Origin of the sequence: Pseudonocardia ailaonensis (genome assembly GCF_039531635.1) — a bacterium.
Lineage (GTDB): Bacteria > Actinomycetota > Actinomycetes > Mycobacteriales > Pseudonocardiaceae > Pseudonocardia > Pseudonocardia ailaonensis.
In genome coordinates this window covers 96,471-119,883 of record NZ_BAAAQK010000023.1, presented here as the reverse complement: position 1 = coordinate 119,883, position 23,413 = coordinate 96,471, and the positions used below count along the sequence as shown (strand labels likewise).

The following is a 23,413-nucleotide window of genomic DNA, read 5'->3' as shown; positions in this document are numbered from 1 at the left end:
GCGACCCACACCGCCGCAGCGTCACCCCCGCAACGATCACCCACACGCGATCCGCGCGAGCGCCACACCAGCGCGCGGGGCACAGCAGCTGTGCCGCGCTCGGAATGATCATCGGAACGCGACGAGGGCCGCACCCCGGTGGGGGTGCGCCCCTCGTGTCGTCAGGAAGGGTCAGCGGCGGCGGGCCTTGACCTTCTTCGGGGGCGGCAGGGCGCCCTCGGCGCGGAGCTTGGCGGCGTGGGCGGCCAGGGCGTCGACCAGGACCGGGACCCGGGCCTCGTCAGGCTGGACGTCCACGCGGAGGCCGAACTCGCGCGCGGTCTCTGCGGTGGCCGGGCCGATGCACGCGACGAGCGTGCGCGCGTGCGGCTTGCCCGCGATGCCCACCAGGTTCCGGACCGTCGACGACGAGGTGAAGCACACCGCGTCGAAGCCGCCGGTCTTGATGGCCTCGCGGATCGGCGCGGGCGGCGGGGCCGCCCGGACGGTGCGGTAGGCGGTGACGTCGTCGATCTCCCAGCCGCGGTCCGTGAGGCCGGCGGCGAGGGTCTCGGTGGCGATGTCCGCCCGCGGCAGCAGCACGCGGTCCACCGGGTCGAGGATGTCGTCGTGCGGCGGGAAGAGCTCCAGCAGGCCCTCGGACGTGCTGGTCTGCGCCTCGTCGACGTCCGGGACCAGCTCCGGCACGATGCCGAACTCGCGCACCTTCTCGGCGGTCGCGGTGCCGACGCACGCGATCTTCACGCCGGAGAACGCCCGCGCGTCCAGCCCGAACTCGTGGAACTTCTCCCAGACCGCGCGCACGGCGTTGGTCGAGGTGAACACCACCCACGCGTACCGGCCGTCGACCAGGCCCTTGACCGCGCGCTCCATCTGCGTGGGCGAGCGGGGCGGCTCGACCGCGATGGTCGGGACCTCCTCGGGGATGGCCCCGTGCATGCGCAGCCGCTCGCTCATCACGCCGGCCTGGTCCTTGGTGCGCGGCACCAGGACCCGCCAGCCGTAGAGCGCGCGCGACTCCCACCAGGACAGCTCCGGGGGGACGCCGATCGTGAGCACCAGCGGACCCTCGAGGTCCGCGGCGTCGGACGCCATGGCGCCGAGCGTCGTGGGCACGGTGCGCTGGGTGTTCTCGGTGCCGTGCGCGGTGACCGCGACGGGCGTGTCCGACGGGCGGCCCTGCGCGGAGAGCGCGGTGGCGACCTCCGCGAGGTGCGCCGCCGAGGCGTGCAGCACCAGGACGCCCGGGGCGCCGTTCAGCGCGGCCCAGTCCACCCCGGCGCGGACATCGGCCTCGACGTGCGCGGACCCGAGCGGGACGCCCGCGTACGCGGGGACGGCGGTCCCGGCCGCGACCCCGGGGACGACGTCGAAGGCCAGGCCCTCGGCGGCGACCGCGCGGGCCTCGGCCACGATCGCGTCCACGGTCAGCGGGTCGCCGGCGACGAGCCGCACGACGGGGCGCCCGGCCCGCGCCTCGGCCATCAGGTCCCCGGCGACGTCCGCGGGCTGGCCCACGGCGGGCCTGACCTCGGCGCCCTCGGCGACCAGGCCGAGCACGGCCTCCGGCACGTCCGGGTCGTTGACGACCAGCGGGGCCGACGCGAGCACCTCGCGGGCACGCACGGTCAGCAGCCCCGGATCGCCGGGGCCGCTGCCCACGAAGGCGATCCGGCCTGCGGTCGGTGTGCGGCTCATTCTTCTGTGACTCCCGATCCTGCGGTTCCCTGGCGTCGGCCGGGCATGCCGTCCGCGCCCAAATCGAGCAGCTCGAGGGCGAGCGCGGCCCCGAGCTTCTCGGCGTTCTCCAGTTCGCCGGAGATCGAGGCGCGCACGAGCTCGCCCTCCTCCGGCTCCCCGATCCCGACGACCGCGCGGAGCGAGAGCCGCTCCACGATCCGGCCGTCCTCGTCGAGGTCCTCGACGACGTCGCAGTGCGCGGCGACGGGTGCGCTGCACCCGGCCTCGAGGGTGGCGAGCACCGCGCGTTCGGCGGTGACCGCCGCGCGCACGCCCGCGTCGTCGAGCGCTTCGGCGAGGAAGCGGGCCAGGTCGGTGTCGCCGACCCGGCACTCGATCGCCAGCGCCCCCTGCGCGGGGGCGGGCAGCATCTGCAGCGGGTCGAGCAGCTCGCTCGCCTCCGCGATCCGGCCCAGCCGGCGCAGCCCGGCGGCGGCGACGACCACGCCGTCGAGCTCGCCGGAGCGGACCTTGCCGACCCGGGTGTCCACGTTGCCGCGGATCGGGACGACCTCCAGGCCGAGCCCGAGCGCGTGCAGCTGCGCCGCGCGCCGCGGGGAGCCGGTGCCGATCCGCGAGCCCGCGGAGAGCTCGCCGAGCACCTTCCCGTCCCGGGCGACCAGCGCGTCCCGCGGGTCCTCGCGGACCGGGATCGCGGCCAGGGTCAGCCGGGGGTCGGGTGCGGTGGGCAGGTCCTTGAACGAGTGGACGGCCACGTCCACCTCGCCGGCCACGAGCGCCTCGCGCAGCTGCGAGACGAACACGCCCACGCCCAGCTGCTCGACCGGCGCCATCGACCGGTCCCCGGTCGTGCTGACGTTGACCAGCTCACAGGCCCGCCCGGCCGCGCGGAGCAGGTCCGCGATCGTGCCGGACTGGGCCACGGCCAGTGCGGACGGCCGCGTGCCGACCCGCAGGGTCCTCCCCGCCACGGCGGTCATCGCTCCCCCTCGAGAGGTGCTTCCGGTGCTCCGCCGACAGGCGCTTCCCGCGCGGCACCGAGGGGCGCCTCCAGCGCGGCGGCGACCTCCGCGCCGTGGATCGGCGAGGCGACCGCGGCGGGCTTGCCCGGGTCCAGCTCGAACAGGGTGCGCAGCGCGGCGGCGTAGCTGTCCCCGTCCGGCCCCTCGGCCAGCTTCTTCACCTGCACCGTCGGCGTGTGCAACAGCTTGTCGACGACCCGGCGCACGGTCCGGACGAACTCGTCGCGGACCGGGTCGGCCAGCTCCGGCAGCCGCGAGTCCAGCCGCAGCAGCTCGGCGTCGACGACCTCGGAGGCCCGCCGGCGCAGCGCGGTGACGGTCGGGGTGACCTCGGCGGACCGCTGGGCGGCCAGGTAGCTCTGGGCCTCCTCGGCCACGAGCGCACGGGCGGCGGCCACGGACCCGCCGTCCGCGCGGCCGGCGAGGCGGCGCTGCAGCGCGATCAGGTCGACGACCGTGACCCCGGGCAGCTCGGCGACGGCGGGGTCGACGTCCCGGGGCAGCCCCAGGTCGCAGACGACGAACGGGCCGCGGACCCCGGCGAGCATCTCGCGCTCGACGACGGTCCCGATCGCCCCGGTGCACGCGACCAGCAGGTCCGCGTCCCCCACGACCTCGGGCAGCGACTCGATCAGCCCGGCCCGCGCGCGGGTCCCGCCCGCCGAGCTCTCCACGATCTTCTCGGCGAGCCGCTCGCCCCGCTCGGCCGAGCGGTTGAGCACTGTGATGTCCGCGGCGCCCGCGCGGCGCAGGTGCGCGGCGGCCAGGGCACCCATCGCGCCCGCCCCGACGATCACCGCGCGGCGGCCCTCGAGCTCGCCCAGCACCTCCGCCGCGTCGGCCAGGGCCTCGGAGACGACCGAGGCGCCGGCGGCGTCGATCCCGGTGCTGGCGTGCACCCGCTTGCCCACGCGCAGCGCGTGCTGGGCGAGCTCGTGCAGGGTGCGGCCGACGGTGCCGGCCTCGTCGGCCACCCCGTAGGCCGCCCGGAGCTGACCGAGGATCTGCGACTCGCCGACGACCATCGAGTCCAGCCCGGCGGCCACGGAGAACAGGTGCTGCACGGCCGAGGCCGCGTAGTGCACGAAGAAGTGCTCGGTGAGCTCGCCCAGCGGTAGCCCGGAGTGCCGGCTCAGCACGTCGGAGACGTCCGCGAGCCCGCCGTGGAACGCGTCCACGACCGCGTACACCTCGACCCGGTTGCAGGTCGAGAGCAGGGTGACCTCGCTGATGTGCGCGCGGCGCACCATCTCGTCGAGGAGCTTGGGCACGTCGTCGGCGGACACCGCGACCTTCTCCAGGACGTCGACCGGCGCGCTCCGGTGCGACAACCCGACCACCAGCACACTCATGACAGCCCAACCGCCGATCCGTGACGACCGTTCACGACCGGGGAGACGGTCGCGACCCCTTCGGTGATACCCCCGGAGCGGCGCGCTACGTGGAAAGCCAGCACCTGGAGCTCGACGGCGAGATCCACCTTGCGGACCTCGACCTCCTCGGGCACCTGGAGCACGGCGGGGGCGAAGTTCAGGATGGAGCGCACCCCGGCGGCGACCAGCTCGTCGCAGACGGCCTGGGCCGCCTGGGCCGGCGTCGCGATCATGCCGATGGTCACCCCGGCGGCCGGGACCACGGCGGCGATGTCCCGCACGTGATGCACCTCGATGCCGCCCAACGGGACGCCGACGAGGTCGGGATCCACGTCGAACAGGGCGGTGACGGGGAAGCCGCGGCCGCCGAAGCCGCCGTAGCCCGCGAGCGCGTGGCCGAGGTTGCCGACGCCCACCAGCGCGACCCGCTGCGGATGGTCGAGGCCGAGGACCTTCTCCAGCTCGTGCTGGAGCGACGCGACGTCGTACCCCACGCCGCGGATGCCGTAGCTGCCGATGTGGCTGAGGTCCTTGCGGAGCTTCGCGGAGTTGACGCCGCTGACGGCGGCCAGCTCCTCGCTCGACACCGTCTCCGCGCCGCCCTCGGCCAGCTGGCCGAGCACCCGCAGGTAGATGGCGAGCCGCGACACCGTGGCTTCGGGGATCGCCCGCGGGGAGCGCTCGGCCGGGGGACCGGGCTGCGGCGGCAACGTCACGCGGCGGCTCCCTCGGTTCTCCGGCGATCGGGCCCCGGCCCGAGCCCGGACCGGTGGCTGCGCGCCCGGCGCCTCCGGTGACGGGGCGCCTCAGCGGCGACGACCGCACACGGTAGTCGCTCGTGAAGTCGTGCACAAAGTTGCGATCTTGGTCGCGGGCGTACTCGGATTCCGGGATCCCCGCAGGTACCGGTGGTCGTCCGGGAGTGCCCGCTCACCGCGCGGACGGTGGGCGGGTGGCGGACGACACGCGCCCCTGGGGAGCGTCTAGCCCTGCGGCTGCAGCACGGTGTCGATGAGGAAGACGGTCGCGTTCTGGGTCGTGATGTTCCCGCAGACGACCCGCGCGGTGGTCCCGGAGGCGTCCGCGACCGTCATCGAGGTGCCCGCGCCGGTGCCGGTCACGGAGACCCGCACGCTGCCGCCCGCGAGCTCGGGCACCGTCCCCTGGGCGCGCAGCTCGTCGGCCGACGCCCGGGTGCCGGACACGTGGTAGCGCAGCAGGGCGGCGAGCTGGGTGGGGTTGTTCAGCAGCGTGGTGAGCTGGTTCGCGGGCAGCTTGTCGAAGGCCGCGTTCGACGGCGCGAAGACGGTCAGGCCCGGCGCGGCGTTCAGGGTCGCGGTCAGGTTCGCCTTCGAGATCGCCTGGTTCAGCATGCTGAGCTGCGGGTTCGTGCCGACCGCACCGGCGACCGGCTGCAGCCGCATGGTGCCCAGCGAGCCCGGGTCGTCGCCACCGGGCAGGGAGGAGCAGCCGCTCCCGAACGTCGCCGCGCCGGCCCCGGGGGCCGGGGTGGGCGCGAGCGCGCCGGAGGCGGTCACGGTCGGCACGGGCTGGACGTCCGTCGCGGTCGACGGGTCCTGGCTCGGCGCCGAGCACGCCGCGAGCAGCGCCGTGAGCACGGCCGCCCCCAGCACGGTCAGTCGACGGATGTTCCGCACGGCCCCGCTCCTCCCGACGTGAGAGGTACTGCCTATCGCCTTCCGGCGCGGCACGCCCGGCGGCGGCGATCACGATCCGGTCTCGGCGGCTCATGTGGCGGTGAACACCCTCGCCGGCCAGCCCGTGGCGCCGTCGGGCACCACGTCCGCGATCTGGTCCGTCTGCAGCGCGCCCGTGCCGTCCGTCGCACGGACGCGCACGGTGTGGCTGCCCGGCGCCACCTCGACCACCGCCCGCCACATCCGCCAGGTGTCCCCGCCCACCTCGGCCGCGAGCTGGGCGGCGGCCCAGTTCCCGCCGTCGACACTGATCTCGACGCCCGAGATGCCGCGGGGCTGGGACCAGGCGATCCCCGCGACCGTCACCCGGCCCGCCGGGACGCGGCCGAAGCTGCGCGGCAGGTCGATGCGGCACTCGGTCTTCACCGGCCCGAGCACGCCCCAGCCGCGGTCGATCCAGTAGGAGGTGCGGTCGAAGGTCGTCACCTCGATGTCGGTGACCCACTTCGTCGCGCTCACGTAGCCGTAGAGGCCGGGCACGACCATCCGCACCGGGAAGCCGTGCTCGACGGGCAGCGCCTCGCCGTTCATCCCGACGGCGAGCAGGGCCCCGCGACCCTGTTCGAGGACGACGTCCGTGGGGGTGCCCGCCGTCCAGCCGTCCGTGCTCGTGGAGAACAGCTGCTCGCCGTGCGGCCCGGCCTCGCGCAGCACCGCCGCGAGATCGACGCCGACGAACCGGGCCGTGGAGATGAGGTCGCCGCCGATCTCGTTCGACACGCAGGTCATGGTGACCGTGCGCTCGACGAGCGGGCGGGCCATGAGGTCGTCGAAACTCAGGGAGAGCTCGCGGTCGACCATGCCGTGGATGCGCAGCCGCCAGTCCTCCGCGCGCAGCTGCGGCACCCGCAGGGCGACGTCGATCCGGTAGAACTCGTCGTTCGACGTGAGGAACGGGGTGGTCCCCAGCTCCGCGGCGAAGTCCACGCCGGCGGGCACCGGCGCCTCGCGGGTGATCGTGGCGGCGGCGAGCCGCGCCGTGACGGCGGCCCGGGAGTCGATGCTGCCGCGCCCGAGCAGCACTCCCCCGCCGCCGGCGGCCAGCGCACCGACGCCGACCGCGGTGGTGGCGCCGAGCAGCACCGTCCGCCTCGGCAGCCCCCTCGTGCTCGGCGCCTCCGGGTCCTCCGCGGCCTCGAGCGCGATCCGGTGCAGGGTCCGGAACACCCAGAGCCCCGCGGCCGCGGCGACGACCGGGGCGACGAGATCGGTGGGGGTGAAGGTGGGCGCCGTGCAGACCGCGGCGATCCCCGCGACACCCAGCGCCCCGACGACGACCTGCCCCGGCGTCCAGACGTACCGGGACGCGAGCCCGGCCCCGACCGCCACGAGCAGCAGGATCACCGCGGTGCCGGCGAGCAGCACGGGCTTGTCGGCGGTGCCGAAGGTGGTCTTCGCGAAGTCGACGACGGCCTGCGGGGCCAGCCGGATCACCGCGTTCCCCACCGCCAGGAACGGCGACGAGCCGGGCGCCAGCAACCCCGCGACGAGCTGTCCGGCTCCCACGGCCGCCGCCACGGCGAGCACGCCGTTGCCGGCGGCCACCCCTCGCGGAATCGCAACCGCAACCGTCCGCGTCACGCCACCTCCTGTGCACTATGGAGCCATAACGCACGTTTCGGACCCTCCCACGGGCGTTATGGCTCCATAACGCGGCTGGGGTGGGCCGGGACCGGCGTTCGTCACTCCATGGTGCGCCTCGGCTATTCGGTGAGGGCGCGGCGGAGGCGATCCGCCTCCACCTTGTAATAACCGTGCTGCTTCCCGTCGATCATGATCACCGGGACCATGTCGCCGTACTCCGCGCGCAGCTCCGGATCGGCGTCGACGTCCTCCGTGGACCAGGCGACGCCCAGCTCGCCGCAGATCCCCGCGACCGCGGCCTCCGCCTCGTCGCACAGGTGGCAGTTCACCCGGGTGAGGACCGTGACCCTCATTCCGTGCCCGCCAGCACCCGGCGGGCGATCTTGCCGGTGGGCGTGCGCGGCAGCTCGTCCACGAAGGACACGACGGTGGGCCGCTTGAACCGGGCCAGCCGGGTCGTCGTCCACTCCTGCACGGCGGCCTCGTCGAGCTCCGCGCCCGGCGCCGGGACGATCACGGCCTTGACCGCCGCGCCCGTCCGGTCGTCCGGCACCCCGACGACGGCGACCTCCGCCACCTCGTCCATGGCCTCGAGGACCTGCTCGACCTCGCGCGGGTACACGTTGAAGCCGTTGACGATCACCAGGTCCGACGAGCGGTCGACGAGGTGCAGGTCGCCGTCGGGGTCGAGGTAGCCGACGTCCGCGGTGCGGAACCAGCCCTCGGCGTCCGGGCCGCCCGCGCCGTCGGGCCAGTAGCCGGAGAACAGGCTCGGGCCGCGCAGCGCGACCAGGCCGGTGTCCGCCTCCGGATCGGAGAAGTCGTCCCCCAGCTCCTCGTCGTCGACCGGGTGGGTGGCCGACAGCGGCTCGCCCTCGCTGTCGACCAGCCGCAGTTCCACCCCGGGCAGCGGGCGGCCCACGGAGCCGGGCTTGCTGCGGCCGGGAGCGTTGCTGGTGACGACCGGCCCGGCCTCGGACAGCCCGTAGCCCTCGACGATCTCCATCCCGGTGGCCTCGCGGAACGCGGTGAGCCACGCGGCGGGCAGCGGTGCGCCGCCCGACGTGCAGATCCGCACGCTCTCCAGCGCCGCGCGCAGCTCGGCGGCGGGCAGGTCGAGCAGCGCCCGGTACATGGAGGGGACGCCGGCGAGCGCGCTCACCCGTTGCTCCCGCAGCAGGGCGGGCATCGCCTGCGGGTCGAACCGCTCGGTGAGGACGACGGTGGCGGCGGACCAGCAGACCTGCAGCAACCCGGCGGCAAGCCCGAAGCTGTGGAACAGCGGCAGCGCCAGCAGCACCCGGTCCGAGGGGGTGACGGGCGCGGGCCGCAGCGCCGCCGTCTGCTCCCGGTTGGCGAGCAGCGCGCGGTGCGAGAGCTGCACGCCGCGGGGCGAGCCGGTGGTGCCGGAGGTGTAGACGAGCAGCGCGACGGCCTCGCCCCCCTCGGGCTGCGCGGGCGGGGTGCCGGTGGCGCCCTCCTCCGCGGGCGCGAGCACCGTGATCCCGGCGCCCCGCGCGGCGTCGGCCGCGACGCCCTCCTCGGCGACCACGACCGCGGGCCGCGCGTCGGCGAGCACCAGCTCCACCTCGCGCGCGACGGACCGCTGCCCCACCGGGACGGCGATGGCCCCGGCCCGCAGCGCACCGAACAGGGAGACGGCGAAGCCGGCGCCGTTGGGCAGCACGATCACCACACGGTCGCCCGGCCCGACGCCGGCGGCGACCAGGCGCGCGGCCTCGGCGTCCGCGGCCTCGGCGAGCTGCGCCCAGGTCAGCGTGCGCCCCCTGGTCACGTCGACGACGGCCGCCTGGTCCGGTACCGCGGCCGCTGCCCGCCGCACGAGACCGGACAGGTGCGACACGGGTTCCGGGCTGTCCACGGTCCGAGTCTGGCAGAGCGGCGCCCCGCCGTTCGACCGGCGGGCGCGTGTCCACCCGGTTGTCGTGCGGGAAGCCGTCGCGGGGGGCTTCTCGGGGCACGCCGGGCGGGGCCGCCCGTCGCAGGAATCGTGCGCCGGGCGGCATCGCGACACGCCGTCACGCGGCGCGTCGACCGGACACGCTGCGCCACCAATACGTTGACCGCGCGTGACCGTCCGCTCACCGGATAAGACTCTCGGCGAGCGGTGGCGCCCGCCGGGGGTGTCCGGAGCCGCCCTATGCTCCGCCGCTACAACCTTCCAACGCCGCACCCTCCGGTTCGGCGCGAGATCTCACCCAAGGGAGTGGCATGCAGCCTGTTGCCAGCGCACCGCGGGTCCACCCGTGCTGCCCTGTCCGACACCTGGCGCGCCGGGCTTCATGACCCGCCCGATGCGACCCGAAAGGCTGCTCCCCACCGAGCGGTTCGGCGGCTCCTGCGCCGAGTCCGCCCTGCGATTGGACGACGGCATGCCCCACCCGCGGGGGACCTCGTCCGCCTTCTACTCGGGGAGCGCGCCGCGCACCCCGCAGGCGGCCCCCGGCACCGCAGCGCCCGCAGCTCCCGCAGCACGTTCCGTGCACTCGGCCCCGCAGGCGCCGGTGGCGCCGAGCGACCGCGGCCCCGCGCCGCGGCAGGCCCCCGGGAGCGCCGCCGCTGCCGTGCCCTCCTCAGCGCCCGCACATCCCACCGGACCTTCCGCTCCCCAGCAGGGGGCCGCGCCCGTCGCGGCCACGCGGACGGGGCCCGGCGCGACCCCACCGGTCGCGTCGCCCCGGCCCGCGAACGGTCCGCAGACCCGGCCCCCGGCGCAGCCGCCCCTGCAGGGCAGGCCGCCGGCGCAGGGTCAGGCACCGCTGCACAGCGGACCGCCCATCGCCCGGCCGACGACGCCGCCGGGCCCGCCGGCGCAGGCCGAGCAGCCCGCCGCCCAGCCCACGGCCCAGGCCGCCGCTCAGCCCGCCGAGGCGCCCACCGAGCCGCCCGCGGACGACGAGAGCGCCGGCTCCTGGGTGCTGGTCAAGGCCTGCCAGGCCGGGGACCAGCAGGCGTTCCAGGAGCTGTACCAGCGCTACCAGGACGTCGTGTTCCGGTACGTGCTGTTCCGCCTCGGCGACCGCACCCTGGCCGAGGACCTCACCCAGGAGACGTTCCTGCGCGCGCTGCGCCGGATCGGCTCGGTGAGCTACCAGGGCCGCGACATCGGCGCCTGGTTCGTGACGATCGCCCGGAACCTGATCTTCGACCACGTCAAGTCCAGCCGCTACCGGCTGGAGACGACGACGGCCGACATGGTCGAGCACTCCCCGACCACGCACGGCCCCGAGCAGCAGGTCATCGAGGGCGCCACCAACGCCGAGCTGCTGCGCGCCATCGAGAAGCTCAACCCGGACCAGCAGGACTGCATCCGGATGCGCTTCCTCCAGGGGCTGTCCGTCGCGGAGACCGCCGCCCGCATGAACCGCGCCGAGGGTGCGGTCAAGGCCCTGCAGCACCGCGCCGTGCGCCGCCTGGCGCAGCTCCTCCCGGAGGGGTTGCGATGAGTGGCGGCTATATCGCGAACTACATCGATGTCGTTACACCTGCGGCGAGTGACCTACTCGAAGCGGTGAACGGTACTTTCGCCGTAACCGTCGACCGTTTGCCTCGTTGTGTGGGTGAACGTCGACAGAGCGCGAGGTCCCGATCGGGCCGGACGCTGACGAACAGTGCAGGGATGCAGTGAGGACGGCGAACATGCCCGCGGGACGATGGGGCTCCGGTGACGAGTGGTGGGACGAGGGCTTCGACGCCCCGGCCGGTGCCACGTCCGACGAGGAGCTCGCGCACGAGCTGGCGCTGGCCGCCGCGCTCGACCGCAGCCGTACCGACCTGAGCCCGGACGAGGAGACCGCCACGCGGATGCGCGGCGACTTCTTCGCCCGCCTCGAGGCCGAGTGGGGCGCCGGTCCCGAGACCGAGGCCGAGCAGACGACGCGCATGGCGCCGATCGCCGACGTGCCGATCGCGCCCGTCTCGCTCCCTGTGGCCGTCGGCTCCGCTCCCGTGGGCTCGACGACCGAGACCACCGACCTGACCGCGGACCTGCGGCCGGACGGACCGGAGGGCGCGACCCGCACCTCCGCCACCGGCACCCGGACGCTGGACAGCGCCTCGCCGAACGGCTCCGACGGTGGCGTCACGCGCAAGCGCCGCGGCGGCAACAAGCACGTCCTGCCGACGGACCACCCGGACAACCCGGGCCGGGCCACCGGCTCGCGGGGCCCGGGCGGTCGCCGGCCGAGCCTGCGCCGTCGCGTCGCCGTCGTCGGCGGGGCCGCGATGCTCGCGGTCGTCGCGCTGGCCGGCGGGGGCGCACTGCTCAGCCGCAACGCCCTGCCGGGCGACAGCCTCTACGCGATGAAGCTGATGGCCGAGGGCACCGGCTCCGCCTTCACCTGGGGCGACTCGGCCAAGGCGCAGCGCCAGCTCGAGCTGGCCGCGACCCGGCTGCAGGAGGTCCAGGACCTCCGCTCCCGCGGGCAGCAGGCGGACTCGGCGGACGTCGAGAAGGCCATGGCGGCGTTCGACAGCGCGGCCAGCGAGGGCTCCCGGATCATGCTCGCCGGCGCGCAGCCGGCCAGCGACGCGAGCCTCGGCGACCTCGGCAGCTGGGCCCGCGCCCAGTCGCAGCGGATCGCCGGTATGGAGACCGCCGGGGCCCCGCTGCCCGGTGCGAGCCGCTCGAAGACCCTCATGAACCGCCTCGCCGACCGGGCCGAGGCCCTCCAGGCGCGCAGCACCTGCACCGAGGTCAGCTCGGGCGTCGACGACCTGGGCCCGATCCCGGCCACCGGGACCTGCGTCCCGGCCGCGAGCACCACGACCCGCGGCGGCTCCCCCTCGAACCACGCCGGGGACACCGCCCGCAGCGGCCAGCCGGGCGCCACCGGGACCACGTCGAACCCGACCGGCACCACCCCGCCGGCCACCGGCTCGACCGACCCGTCCGCGACGGCCACCCCCGGCCAGACCGAGGGCGGCATCCTGCCGAACCTCGTCGGCGGGGAGCAGAGCGGCACGACCACGCCGAACGGCTCGTCGTCCGGTTCCTCCGGCCCGTCCAGCACGCAGAAGAAGGACTCGCTGCTCCCGCCCGTGAGCATCCCCCCTCTCCTGCCCGGGCTGCCGTCGATCACGATCGGCTGATCCCGGGCTGAGCGGACCCCACGGGGGCCGGGCGCACGTCGCCCGGCCCCCGTTCTGCTGTCCAGAGGGACCGGTTTCACGGGGTCGACTCCGGGCGCGTCCCAGTAGGCTGGACGGGCAGTAGGCAGGCGGGCACGGTCGGCAGCAGCCGACCGGTCGAACGGGACCGAGGTGGGTGTGGAGCCCGAGGTGGGTGTGGAGCAAGGCGAGCCGCAGGCAGCCGCGAGCGGACGGGCCGAGGTCGCGGGCGTCGCGGAGTCCTCCGAGGTCATGGAGGGGGTCACCGCGCTCGATCGCGCGCAGCGGGCCGGCGAGGCGTCGGCGGCGGCCGCGGTCGCGGCGGGCGAGACCCCGGTGGAGGAGGTTCCGGGCGGCGCGGACCTCACGGCGGCCGCGTTCTTCGACGTCGACAACACGATGATGGTCGGCGCGTCGATCTTCCACTTCGCCCGGGGGCTCGCCGCGCGCAAGTTCTTCACCACCTCCGACCTGGCCGGGTTCGCCTGGCAGCAGCTGAAGTTCCGGATCGGCGGGCGCGAGGACAAGACCGGGATCGCCGGGCACCGGGACACCGCGCTGTCGTTCGTCGCCGGGCGGCCGGTCGACGAGGTCGTCTCGCTCGGCGAGGAGATCTACGACGAGCTGATGGCGGACCGGATCTGGGCCGGCACCCGCGCGCTCGCCCAGATGCACCTCGACGCCGGGCAGCGGGTCTGGCTGGTCACCGCCACGCCGGTGGAGCTCGCGCTGATCATCGCCCGGCGGCTCGGGCTGACCGGCGCGCTCGGCACCGTGGCGGAGAGCGTCGACGGGCACTACACCGGGCGGCTCGTCGGGGACATCCTGCACGGCCCCGCGAAGGCGCACGCCGTGCGGGCGCTCGCCGTCACCGAGGGCCTGGACCTGCGGCGCTGCACCGCCTACTCGGACTCGGTGAACGACGTCCCGATGCTCTCGGCGGTGGGCACCGCGGTGGCGGTCAACCCGGACTCCGAGCTCCGGGACGTCGCCAAGGAGAAGGACTGGCAGATCCGGGACTTCCGCACGGGCCGCCGGGCCGCCCGGATCGGCGTCCCCAGCGTCCTGGGCGCGGGCGCGGTAGCGGGCGCGATCGCCGTAGCCCTGGCCAACCGCCGCCGCTGACGCGTTAGGGAACCAGGCCTGTTTTCTCGCGTTATGGAACCATAACGCGACCTGAGGGGCCGATTTCGCGCGTTATGGAACCATAACGAGGGTCGGGGTCAGCCCAGGAAGACGTGGCGGCGCTGGCTCAGCAGGCGGTAGAGGGTGTGCTGGATCGTCTCCCGGACCTGGTCCGTGACGTTGAAGATCAGCATCGGGTCGTCCGCGTCCGCCGGGGAGTAGCCGCTCATCTCGATCGGCTCGCCGAACTCGATGTACCACTTGGACGGCAGCGGGACGAGCCCCAGCGGCCCGAGCAGCGGGAACGTCGGCGTGATCGGGAAGTACGGGGCCCCGAGCAGGCGGGCCAGCGGGGCGATGTCGCCGATCTTCGGGTAGGTCTCCTCCGCCCCGACGATCGAGCACGGGATGATCGGCGTGCCGGTGCGCAGGGCGGCCGAGACGAACCCGCCGCGGCCGAAGCGCTGCAGCTTGTAGCGGTCCGCGAAGGGCTTCCCGATGCCCTTGAAGCCCTCCGGGAACACGCCGACGAGCTCGCCCGAGCCGAGCAGGCGCTCCGCGTCCGCGTTGCAGGCCAGGGTGGCGCCGTTCTTGCGGGCCAGCTCCCCCACCACCGGCATCCGGAACATCAGGTCCGCGCCGAGCAGGCGCAGCCGACGGTGCTGCGGGTGCTCGTCGTGCAGTGCCTGGATGGTCATGAGCGCGTCGAGCGGCAGGGTCCCCGAGTGGTTGGCGACGACGAGCGCGCCCCCCTCGGCCGGGACGTTCGCCATCCCGAGGGTCTCCACCCGGAACCAGCGCTCGTAGAGCGGGCGCAGCACCGGCGCGATCACCGACTCGGCGAGATCGGGGTCGTAGCCGAACTCGTCGACCGTGTAGTCCCCGGAGAGCCGGCGGCGCACGAAGTCCAGCGCCTGCTCGAGCGCGCTCTCCCAGGCCGGCGGCGCGGGATCGGGCACCGCGGCCACGGGCGGGGCGAGCCGCTCCTCCTCGGGGGCCGTGCGTGGGCGGGGCGGGGCCGCGGGCCGCCGGGCGGACGGGCCGCGCTCGGCGCCGCCCTTCGACGTCCTCGCGGGCTTCTCCGGCTGCGCGGCCGACTCCCCCTTGCCCGGCTGACCGAGCCGCCACCGGGTCCGCCCGGCGGATTCCTCCGCCCGCAGCGGGATGACGCGCGCTTCCGGCACTGCAGCCCCTTTCCTCCCGGCGCGCCCCCGCGCCGGTTCGTTCCCGCCGTCCCGCGGGCCGGCCATCAGGCCAGCCTCCGGGCCGCCGCCAGGACCATCCGCTCGGCCGCCGCGAGCCGTTCCGACCCGAGGACCGGACGCAGCGCCCGGCCGCGCACGTAGTCGTCGAAGGCCTGGACGGTGGTCCACCGAGGTCGGAAGCCGAAGCGTTCCTTCAGTCGCGAGGTGTCCACGACCCGGCCGAAGTTCAGGAAGCGCATCTGCTCGGGCGTGTAGTCCACGACCCGGGCGCTGCGCAGGACGCGGCCGACCGGCCCGACGGCCGGGGACGGCACCCCGACCTCCACCCGGCCGGCCCGGCGGATGGCCTGCGACAGCGTGAGCACGCCGTCCCCCGCCACGTTGAACACCCCGGGGTGCTCCTCCGTGGCGGCTCTCTCCAGGACCGCGAGCGCGTCCTCCTCGTGGAGGAACTGCAGCCGCGGGTCGAAACCCAGCACCGTGGGGACCACGGGGAGGGCGAAGTAGCCGGTCATCACCGTGTCGATGCGCGGGCCGACGTAGTTGCAGAACCGCAGGACGGTCGTCGTCACGTCCGGGCGGCGGCGGCCGAAGCCGCGCAGGTAGCCCTCGATCTCGGCGGCGTCCTTGGCGTAGCCACCCGACGGCAGGTCCTTCGGCGTCATCGACTCGTCGAAGAACGCGGGATCGCGGGAGCCGGAGCCGTAGACGGCGGTGGTGGACTTGAGCACCACGCGCCGCACCGACGACGCCTTCTGGCACGCCGCGAGCAGCTGCATTGTGCCGATGACGTTCATCTCCTTCATCGCCGTGCGGCCGCCGGACGAGCCGGGCGCGGCCGAGAGCGCGGCGTGCACGACGGTGTCGACGCCGGCGCCGGAGATGACCTTGGCGATGAGGGGGTTGCGGATGTCGGCGCGCACGAACTCGGCGCGGCCCATCCGGCGGAGCAGGTCCCGCGAGGGGGGCACGGTGTCGACGCCGACGATGCGCTCGATGCGCGGGTCCGCGGCCAGGCGGGCGGCGAGATGGCCGCCGAGGAATCGGCTCACGCCCGTCACGAGCACGACGGAGGGGACACCGGCGGTGGTGGCACCGGCGTCTGGGGGAGATCCCGGAGGCGTCACGGACCCGACCTCGTTCGTCGTGGGGTCAGCAGGGAGGGGGATCGGGGAGCCGGAAAGGCGTGACCCCGCCCGCGGCATCCGCGGGCGGGGTCACGACCTCACTTGCCGAGCTTGCGACGCTGCACGCGCGTCTTGCGGAGCAGCTTGCGGTGCTTCTTCTTCGACATTCGCTTACGACGCTTCTTGATGACCGAACCCATAGGTCGGTACCTCCCGTTACTGCTTTTCTCGCTCTTGACACGACGTGCCGCCGCCGCGCGCTTTCGCGCGCACGCAGGTGCACACGGCGAGACGATGACCGGTCGCCGATCCTACCCGGCGTCGAGCCGGGATCCCCTGATGGGGTCGGCCGTCCGACGACGCCCGATCAGCCGGCGTCGAAGTAGGCGTGCCGGAGGTAGTCCTCCACCGCACGCTTGGGGACGCGGAACGAGCGGCCCACCCGCGCGGCGGGCAGCTCACCGGAGTGGACCAGCCGGTACACGGTCATCTTGGAGACGCGCATCATGGCCGCGACCTCCGCCACGGTCAGGAACTGCACCGAGGTGATGTTGAGCTGCTCGGGCTGATCCGACGACTGTGCCGCCATCGCCGACACCGCCTTCCCCTGGGGTCCCACCGTCCGGCCGGAGTCCTGCTCCTCCGGCGGCGTGTTCCCCGTGAGGATAGCGGTGCCGGTGTGACGGCTTCGACACACCATCCCACACCGGCGGGGAGTTCAGGCGCGCGTCAGGGTGACGCGTGATCCTTCCTTCGGGTCAACGGGTCTGCACCGAGCGTCCCAACTCCACCGAACGGTCGCGCGCCGCCTCGATCGCGTCGATCAGCGCCGCGCGCACGCCGTGCCGCTCCAGCTCGCGGATCGCGGCGATCGTCGTGCCGGCCGGGGAGGTGACGGCCTCGCGCAGCAGCACCGGATGGTCGGCGGAGTCCCGCAGCATGCAGGCGGCGCCGTACGCGGACTGGACGATCAGGTCCGCGGCCACGGTGCGCGGCAGGCCGAGCAGGATGCCGGCGTCGATCATGGCCTCGACCAGGTAGAAGAAGTACGCGGGCCCGGAGCCCGACAGGGCCGTCACGGCGTCCTGCTGGCCCTCGGGCACCCGCACCACCCGGCCCACCGCGCCCAGGATCTCCTCGGCGCGGTCCAGGTGCTCGGCGGTGGCGTGGGCTCCGGCGGACAGCGCGCTCATCGCCTCGCCGACGACCATCGGGGTGTTCGGCATGACCCGCACGACCGGCGTCCCGGCGGGCATGGCGCCCTCGAACAGGGCCGTGGGCAGCCCCGCGCACACCGAGACGACCAGCGTGCCGGGGGTCAGCACGGCGCCCAGCTCGGCCAGCAGCGGCGCGATGTCCTGCGGCTTGACCGCGATCACCACGACGTCCGCCTTGGCGGCCGCCCCGGCCACGTCCGACGACGCCACGCCCAGCCGCGCCGTGAGCTCGGCCGCCCGCTCGGCGTGCCGCTCGGTGAAGACGAGGTCGCCCGCGGGCCGGCCCGCCGCGAGCAGCCCCGAGAGCAGCGACTCGCCGATCTTGCCGGCACCCAGAACCGCGATACGTGTCATGGGTCCGACCGTAACCGCCCCCGTGAGTGGGAATCGCTGCTATGGCGACCATCGCCACTCACGACGTCCGATCAGGCGCGTTGGGGGGCGAGGGCGAGCTGGCGGGCCTGGCAGACGATCCGGCCCGCCGAGTCGGTCACGGTGCAGTCCTCGTCGAACCAGGTGCCGGCCACGTAGGCGGCGTGGGACTCGCAGCGCAGCCAGCCGGGCGCCGGACGGGAGCGCAGCAGCGCGCTGAGCTGCACGGTCGGCGCCCAGCCGAATCCCTCGCCGAGGTTGAACACCGTCGGGGGCAGCGCATCGCCCGCGAGCAGGGCGAACAGCGGGTCCGGCTCCTCGCCGCGCGGCCGCATCCAGCCCCGCATCACCGGCTCCGCGGTCCCGCCGCGCAGGAACGCGGTGGTCGCGTGGTCGAAGTAGGCCTCCGTCGCCGCGGCGAGGCCCTCCCCCGGCCGGCGGACGACCCCGAGGGTCGCGATCGCGTCCTGCGGCGGCTCCACCGGCATCGACGTGGGGTGCTGCCAGGCCGGTTCGGCGTCGGGCAGCCGGCCACCGGTGATCGTCGCGGTGAGCATCACCTTCCCGCCCTGCGTCATCCGCACCGACGCCACGGACACCTGCCGCCCCACCTTGACCGCCTCCGCCGTCAGCTCGACCGTGCCGAGGGCGGGCGCGCGCAGGAACTCGGTGCTCACCGCGACCGGGTCGAGGGGCTCCTCGCCGGCGCGCTCCTCGTCGAGCCGGGCCAGCCCGGCCTTGGCCAGCAGGACCATCAGCAGCCCGCCGTGCGCCTTGTCCCCGATGGTGAACAGCGTCCCCAGCTCGGCCGTGAACCGGCCGTCGCCCTGCTCGGTGAGCACGGTGGACTCGCTGAACGGGCGGCTCGTCATGCACCCAGAAGTATCACGCCGGGTGGCGGTGCGGGACTCAGCCGGTGACGGCGGGCAGGCTCGACAGGTCCGGCGGCACCGGATCGAGGTGCAACCGGGCGTAGACCAGCGCCTCCGCGAGTAGCGAGGTGCGTTCCTCCCGCGTGCGGCAGCGCCGGGTGCTGATCTCCAGCACCACCACCCCGTCCGTCGCGAACGGGCCCGCGGAGAGCCGCTCGCACACCTCGGCGCACGGCTGGGTGCCCCGGCCGGGGACCAGGTGCTCGTCCCGTGGGGAGCCCGACCCGTCCGCCAGGTGCAGGTGGACCAGGCCCTCGCCCATCCGCTCCAGCATCGCCAGCGCGTCCGATCCGGCGGCGGCGGTGTGCGAGAGGTCCAGCGTGTACGCGGCGTGCCCGACGTCCGTGGGATCGAAACCGGGGCTGTACGGCACGGTCCGCAGCCCACCGCGGGACACCGGGAACATGTTCTCGACGGCGAGTCGCACGCCCACACCCTCCCCGGCGCGCGCCACCTCGGCGGCGAACTCCGCCGCGTAGCGCCGCTGCCAGCGGAAGGGCGGATGGAGCACGACGGTCCGGGCGCCGAACCGCGCGGCCGCCCCGACCGAGCGCCGGATCCGGGCGATCGGGTCCGCGCCCCACACCCGCTGGGTGACGGCGAGACAGGGCGCGTGCACGGCCAGCACCGGCACGCCGTGCCGCTCGACGAGCTTCTCCACGGCCCGGACGTCCTGGGACGCCGGATCCGTCCACACCATGAGCTCGACGCCGTCGTACCCCAGCTCGGCGGCCAGCTCGAACGCCGCCTCGGCGGGTTCGGGATAGACCGAGGCGGTGGAGAGGGCGACCGGCGGGCCCACGCTGCTCACCGCTCCAGGAGTACCAGGATCGCCGGTGACACGGTGAGGAGCAGCCCGACGCCGACGGCGAACGCCGTGGTGCGCAGGTCGTCGTTGCGCAGCAGGGCACGGACGCCGATCACCAGGCCGACCGTGAGGATCACGGCCGCCGCCAGGGCGACGACGGGCAAGTTGAACCACAGGTAGCGGAAGCCGACCCAGACCGCGGCACCCACGAGGGCGCCCGCGATCCACTGGCCGATGACGATTGCCCAGCCCTGCGGCGTGGCGTCCTCGTCCTCCTCCTCGTCGTCCGCCTCGATGTCGGCGCGCGCGGAGCGGCCGAGGCCCGCGGGGGCGGCGAGGGTGCGCGGGCCGGCGCCGTCGACGTCGCTCTCGTCGTCCTCGTCCTGCAGCGGCGGGGCGCCGAACTGCGTGGGCGGGCCACCGTCGTCGTCCAGGGGGAGGCCGCCGAGCTGGGTCGGCGGGCCGCCGTCGGAGTCCTCGTCCTCCCGGACGGGTGCGCCGCCGAGCTGGGTGGGCGGGCCGCCGTCTCCCCCGAAGGGACGGAAGGGGGCGGTCAGGGGCTCGCCGGCCTCCTGCGGGGGCCACGCGGTGCCGCGGACACCGTTCGGGCCCAGGCCGGCGTGCCCGGTGCGGATCCCACCAGGGGCGTTCGGCCCGGCCCCCGCGGGGCCCGGGCCTGCGGGGGCGAAGCTGCTCGGGGCACCGGGTCGATCGGCGCCGTTCGACGCCGGACCCGGGCCGAAGCCCCCGGCCCTCGACGGTCCCGGACGCGCCCACGGGTCCTGCCGGTCGGGCGTCCCGGGGCGAGCCCCCGACCCCGGGCTCTCCGGGCCGGGGCGTTCCGGGCCGGGGCGTTCCGAGCTCCGGCTCCACGGGTCGGCGGCCGGACCACCCGGCCTGTTCCCCCCGGCCAGGCCCGCACCGGGGAGGTTCACCCCGGACCGGGGCACGCCGGACTGGGGCACGCCGGAGCGTCCCGCACCGGACTGGGTGCCACCGGGCTGACCGAACCCGGGCTGGCCCGACCCGGCCGGGGAGCCACCGAACGGGGCCCCACCGCTCTGGGCGGGCTCCGACGACCCGGGCGCCGGGCGATCCCCGGGAGCCGGCTGGCCGAAGCCCTGCCGGCCACCCTGCGGCGCGGCCGGCGGGCCGTAGCCCCGGCCGCCCGGCCGCTCGCCGGCCCACCGGTCCGCCGCGGGAGGAGTGGGGCGGGCGCCCCGGGCGTCCTCGCCCCGGTTCCGGTCCAGCCAGGGCTCCGGTTCCGGCGGCGCCGGCGCGGGTGCCTGCTGCTCGGGGGCGGCCCGGCGCGCACCGGTACGCCACGACTGGTCCGCCACGGGGGCGGCCCCGTGCCGGCCCGGCGCACCCGAGGGCGCCGCGGGCGGGGCAGGTGTGCCGGTCGCACCCTCGTCGCCGTCGTCGTCCCGTCGCCGACGGCGACGACCCGACGTCGAGCCCCCGCCGTTCTCGGCGAGCAGCTCGGCGACGGTGCGCTGCCTCGGCTGATCGGTCTCTGAGCTCATCCGCTACACCGTGCCTCGTCCGAGGTCAAGCGTCCAAGGCCCGTGGGCGCGTCCTGCGCCGAGCGGTCGCTCCGGGACGACCCATCGAGCGCATCGAGCCTCCGGAGGATCACCCCTTCGCGCAGCGCCCACGGGCAGATGTCCAGTTCGGTCAGTTTCAGGGCCCGCATCGCGGCCTCCGCGACGAGCGCCCCGGCGACGAGCTGATGGGCCCGGCTGCCGCTGACGCCCTCCAGCTCCGCGAGGTCGCTCGAGGACATCCGCGAGATGAACGACCCGAGCTGACGCAGCCCCGCGTGGGTGAGCACGCGCCGCGCCCGCGGCCCGGCACCGGAGGGCGCCGCCCCGGTGAGCCGGGCGAGGGACCGGAAGGTCTTCGACGTGCCGACCGCCAGGTCCGGCTCGCCGACCTTGCGCAGCTCCCGGGCGACCGGGGCGAGGTCGGCGTCCACCTTGTCCCGGAGCGCCTCGAGTTCCTTGCGGGTCGGCGGGTCGTTCGTGAACCACTCGCGCGTGAGCCGGCCCGCCCCGAGCGGCAGCGACGCCGCCGACGCCGGGTGCTCGTCCCGGCCGGCCGCGAGCTCCAGGGAGCCGCCACCGATGTCCAGGCAGAGCAGCCGGCCCGCGGACCAGCCGTACCAGCGGCGGACCGCGAGGAAGGTGTAGCGCGCCTCGTCGTCCCCGGGCAGGACCTCGAGGCCCACCCCGGTCTCGCTGCGGACGCGGGCCAGCACGGCGGCCGAGTTCGTGGCGTCCCGCAGCGCGGACGTGGCGAAGGCGAGCATGTCGTCGCAGCGGGCGGCGGCGGTGGCGTCCCGCGCCTTGTGCACGGCCTCGATCAGGGCGATCGTGCCGGCCTCGCTGAGCGATCCGTCCGGTTCCAGGTGCTCGGCGAGGCGCAGCTCGGCCTTCTCCGAGGTCGCCGGCGTCGGGTGCCCACCCCTGAAGGCGTCCACCACCAGCAGGTGCACGGTGTTGGATCCGACGTCGAGAACACCCAGTCGCACGAGGTCAGGTTACCGACCCGTGCTGCGCCCGTTCCCGGGCCGTGACCCACGACGCCCGCGGAGGGTCCCTACGATCTTGCGGTGCCCTCCTCCCGGACCCGCGCGCGAGACGCGGACCGCACCGCGACCTGCGGCGCCCTCGACTCCGCGATGTCCGACGGCCAGCTCGACGGTGCCGAGCACCGCGAGCGGACCGCGACCGCGCTGCAGGCGAAGACGCTCGGCGAGCTCGCCGCCCTGGTCGACGACCTGCAGCTGGGCCGCCCGATCCCCGAGCTGAGGCAGGCCCGCACCCGGCGGCCCGCCCGCTGGGTGGGCCTCGCGGTGTCCCTGGTGCTGCTCGCCGCCGGCTTCGGGATCGGCAGGCTCACGGCGCCGGCGAGCGCCGCGACGGTCACCACTTCGGCCGAGGCCCAGGTCGATCCCCGGTTCGTCACGCTGAAGGGCCTGCACACCCCGGACGGGTTCGCGCAGCTCGTCTCCGACATGCGGTCCCAGCTGGGGACGACGTCCGTCGACCGCGCGGTCGTCTACCCGGACTACGCCTCGGTGGAGGTGGCCGTGCCCGGCGCCCCGGCCCGCTCCCAGAGCTACACCTACCGCGGCGGCATGGACGGCCCGGGCACCCCGAGCAGCCGCAACGCGAAGCAACCGCTGGCCGACGTCGCCTCCTTCGACCCGGCGGTCTTCCTCCGCCTGCTCGCCGGCGCCCCGCAGAGCCTGAACGTCACCGACCCGACCAGCCGCTACCTGATCTTCGAGGACGACGGCAAGGGCCCCCACGTCGCGGTCTACGCCTCGAACGAGGCCCACGAGGGCGGCTACCTCACCGCCCGCCCGGACGGCAGCCTCATCGCCGTCCACCCGTTCACGCCCCGCTGATCAGGTCTCGAACTTGTAGCCCAGTCCTCGCACCGTGACCAGGTGCTTCGGGGCCGAGGGATCGTGCTCCACCTTCGCCCGCAGCCTCTTGACGTGCACGTCGAGGGTCTTGGTGTCGCCGACGTAGTCCGCGCCCCAGACCCGGTCGATGAGCTGGCCGCGGGTCAGCACCCGGCCCGCGTTGCGGAGCAGGTACTCCAGCAGGTCGAACTCCTTGAGCGGCAGCGGGACGTCCGCGCCGTTGACCGACACCACGTGCCGCTCGACGTCCATCCGCACCGGGCCGGCCTCGAGCACGCCCGCACCGTCCGCCTCGGCCGCCTCGCCGCCGCGGCGCAGCACCGCGCGGACCCGGGCGATCAGCTCGCGGGCGGAGTACGGCTTGGTGACGTAGTCGTCCGCGCCCAGCTCCAGCCCGACGACCTTGTCGATCTCGCTGTCCCGGGCGGTCACCATGATCACCGGGACGGCCGAGCGGGTGCGCAGCGCCTTGCACACGTCCGTGCCGCTCATGCCGGGGAGCATGAGGTCGAGCAGCACGATGTCGGCGCCGTTGCGGTCGAACTCCTCCAGCGCGTCCTGTCCCGTGGTGGCGACGGCCGCGGTGAAGCCCTCCTTGCGGAGCAGGAACGCGAGCGGGTCGGCGAAGGACTCCTCGTCCTCGACGATCAGCACACGGGTCAT

22 protein-coding genes are annotated in these 23,413 nt (G+C 75.0%); 4 read left to right on the top strand and 18 right to left on the bottom strand.

The features are described 5' to 3' along the window. Positions 1–171: 171 nt before the first annotated feature. From ABD324_RS27880 to ABD324_RS27845, 8 genes are all read right to left on the bottom strand, one after another. A complete protein-coding gene (locus ABD324_RS27880) occupies positions 172–1,698 on the bottom strand; it encodes a bifunctional uroporphyrinogen-III C-methyltransferase/uroporphyrinogen-III synthase (RefSeq protein WP_344423494.1) in 1,527 nt (508 codons plus the stop codon). Further along, positions 1,695–2,681, bottom strand: a complete 987-nt coding sequence (gene hemC / locus ABD324_RS27875; RefSeq protein WP_344423491.1) for a hydroxymethylbilane synthase — start codon at positions 2,679–2,681, stop codon at positions 1,695–1,697. The genes ABD324_RS27880 and hemC overlap by 4 nt, the downstream gene beginning before the upstream one ends. Then, the gene (locus ABD324_RS27870) at positions 2,678–4,075 is read right to left on the bottom strand and encodes a glutamyl-tRNA reductase (RefSeq protein WP_344423489.1); all 1,398 of its coding nucleotides are present in this window, start codon (positions 4,073–4,075) and stop codon (positions 2,678–2,680) included. The genes hemC and ABD324_RS27870 overlap by 4 nt, the downstream gene beginning before the upstream one ends. Next, positions 4,072–4,812: a redox-sensing transcriptional repressor Rex gene (locus ABD324_RS27865; RefSeq protein WP_344423486.1), complete on the bottom strand. Its 741-nt coding sequence runs from the start codon at positions 4,810–4,812 to the stop codon at positions 4,072–4,074. The genes ABD324_RS27870 and ABD324_RS27865 overlap by 4 nt, the downstream gene beginning before the upstream one ends. Positions 4,813–5,079: 267 nt before the next feature. Then, positions 5,080–5,754, bottom strand: coding sequence for a fasciclin domain-containing protein (locus tag ABD324_RS27860; protein ID WP_344423483.1), 675 nt, complete (start codon positions 5,752–5,754; stop codon positions 5,080–5,082). A gap of 90 nt (positions 5,755–5,844) precedes the next feature. Beyond that, a complete protein-coding gene (locus ABD324_RS27855; protein ID WP_344423481.1) occupies positions 5,845–7,395 on the bottom strand; it encodes a molybdopterin-dependent oxidoreductase in 1,551 nt (516 codons plus the stop codon). A 122-nt stretch (positions 7,396–7,517) separates the two neighbouring features. Continuing rightward, a complete protein-coding gene (locus tag ABD324_RS27850) occupies positions 7,518–7,751 on the bottom strand; it encodes a glutaredoxin family protein (RefSeq protein WP_344423478.1) in 234 nt (77 codons plus the stop codon). Next, the gene (locus ABD324_RS27845) at positions 7,748–9,280 is read right to left on the bottom strand and encodes an AMP-binding protein (RefSeq protein WP_344423475.1); all 1,533 of its coding nucleotides are present in this window, start codon (positions 9,278–9,280) and stop codon (positions 7,748–7,750) included. The genes ABD324_RS27850 and ABD324_RS27845 overlap by 4 nt, the downstream gene beginning before the upstream one ends. A 916-nt stretch (positions 9,281–10,196) precedes the next feature. On the opposite strand from ABD324_RS27845, the gene ABD324_RS27840 reads away from it, so the two are divergent. The 3 genes from ABD324_RS27840 (at position 10,197) to ABD324_RS27830 (ending at position 13,653) form a co-directional block, all read left to right on the top strand. Further along, positions 10,197–10,865, top strand: a complete 669-nt coding sequence (locus ABD324_RS27840) for a sigma-70 family RNA polymerase sigma factor (RefSeq protein ID WP_425565918.1) — start codon at positions 10,197–10,199, stop codon at positions 10,863–10,865. Between the two features lie 193 nt (positions 10,866–11,058). Continuing rightward, the gene (locus ABD324_RS27835) at positions 11,059–12,510 is read left to right on the top strand and encodes a DUF5667 domain-containing protein (RefSeq protein ID WP_344423472.1); all 1,452 of its coding nucleotides are present in this window, start codon (positions 11,059–11,061) and stop codon (positions 12,508–12,510) included. A gap of 270 nt (positions 12,511–12,780) precedes the next feature. Beyond that, complete coding sequence (locus ABD324_RS27830; protein ID WP_344423754.1) at positions 12,781–13,653, top strand: HAD family hydrolase; 873 nt, start codon at positions 12,781–12,783, stop codon at positions 13,651–13,653. Positions 13,654–13,751: 98 nt separating this feature from the next. On the opposite strand, the gene ABD324_RS27825 is transcribed toward ABD324_RS27830, so the two are convergent. From ABD324_RS27825 to ABD324_RS27785, 9 genes are all read right to left on the bottom strand, one after another. After that, positions 13,752–14,837 (bottom strand): lysophospholipid acyltransferase family protein, encoded by a 1,086-nt coding sequence (locus tag ABD324_RS27825; RefSeq protein WP_425565913.1) that lies wholly within the window; start codon positions 14,835–14,837, stop codon positions 13,752–13,754. 65 nt (positions 14,838–14,902) lie between these two features. Beyond that, positions 14,903–15,910, bottom strand: a complete 1,008-nt coding sequence (locus ABD324_RS27820) for an NAD-dependent epimerase/dehydratase family protein (protein ID WP_425565912.1) — start codon at positions 15,908–15,910, stop codon at positions 14,903–14,905. A gap of 173 nt (positions 15,911–16,083) precedes the next feature. After that, positions 16,084–16,185, bottom strand: coding sequence for a 30S ribosomal protein bS22 (locus ABD324_RS27815; protein ID WP_010241351.1), 102 nt, complete (start codon positions 16,183–16,185; stop codon positions 16,084–16,086). A gap of 167 nt (positions 16,186–16,352) precedes the next feature. Then, a complete protein-coding gene (locus ABD324_RS27810) occupies positions 16,353–16,574 on the bottom strand; it encodes a helix-turn-helix domain-containing protein (protein WP_344423466.1) in 222 nt (73 codons plus the stop codon). 169 nt (positions 16,575–16,743) lie between these two features. Beyond that, the gene (gene proC / locus ABD324_RS27805; RefSeq protein ID WP_344423463.1) at positions 16,744–17,556 is read right to left on the bottom strand and encodes a pyrroline-5-carboxylate reductase; all 813 of its coding nucleotides are present in this window, start codon (positions 17,554–17,556) and stop codon (positions 16,744–16,746) included. A gap of 71 nt (positions 17,557–17,627) precedes the next feature. Further along, positions 17,628–18,446 (bottom strand): thioesterase family protein, encoded by an 819-nt coding sequence (locus ABD324_RS27800; RefSeq protein ID WP_344423460.1) that lies wholly within the window; start codon positions 18,444–18,446, stop codon positions 17,628–17,630. Positions 18,447–18,483: 37 nt separating this feature from the next. Next, a complete protein-coding gene (locus tag ABD324_RS27795) occupies positions 18,484–19,317 on the bottom strand; it encodes a sugar phosphate isomerase/epimerase family protein (protein ID WP_344423457.1) in 834 nt (277 codons plus the stop codon). Next, positions 19,314–20,840 carry a hypothetical protein gene (locus tag ABD324_RS27790; RefSeq protein WP_344423454.1) on the bottom strand — a complete coding sequence of 509 codons (1,527 nt, stop codon included), beginning with the start codon at positions 20,838–20,840 and terminating at the stop codon, positions 19,314–19,316. The genes ABD324_RS27795 and ABD324_RS27790 overlap by 4 nt, the downstream gene beginning before the upstream one ends. Next, on the bottom strand, positions 20,837–21,847 hold the full coding sequence (locus ABD324_RS27785; RefSeq protein ID WP_344423451.1) for a Ppx/GppA phosphatase family protein: 1,011 nt from the start codon (positions 21,845–21,847) through the stop codon (positions 20,837–20,839). Before ABD324_RS27785 ends, ABD324_RS27790 begins: the two co-directional genes overlap by 4 nt. Before the next feature lie 81 nt (positions 21,848–21,928). On the opposite strand from ABD324_RS27785, the gene ABD324_RS27780 reads away from it, so the two are divergent. Then, positions 21,929–22,729 (top strand): DUF1707 SHOCT-like domain-containing protein, encoded by an 801-nt coding sequence (locus ABD324_RS27780; RefSeq protein ID WP_344423449.1) that lies wholly within the window; start codon positions 21,929–21,931, stop codon positions 22,727–22,729. On the opposite strand, the gene ABD324_RS27775 is transcribed toward ABD324_RS27780, so the two are convergent. Next, positions 22,730–23,413, bottom strand: coding sequence for a response regulator (locus ABD324_RS27775; protein ID WP_344423447.1), 684 nt, complete (start codon positions 23,411–23,413; stop codon positions 22,730–22,732).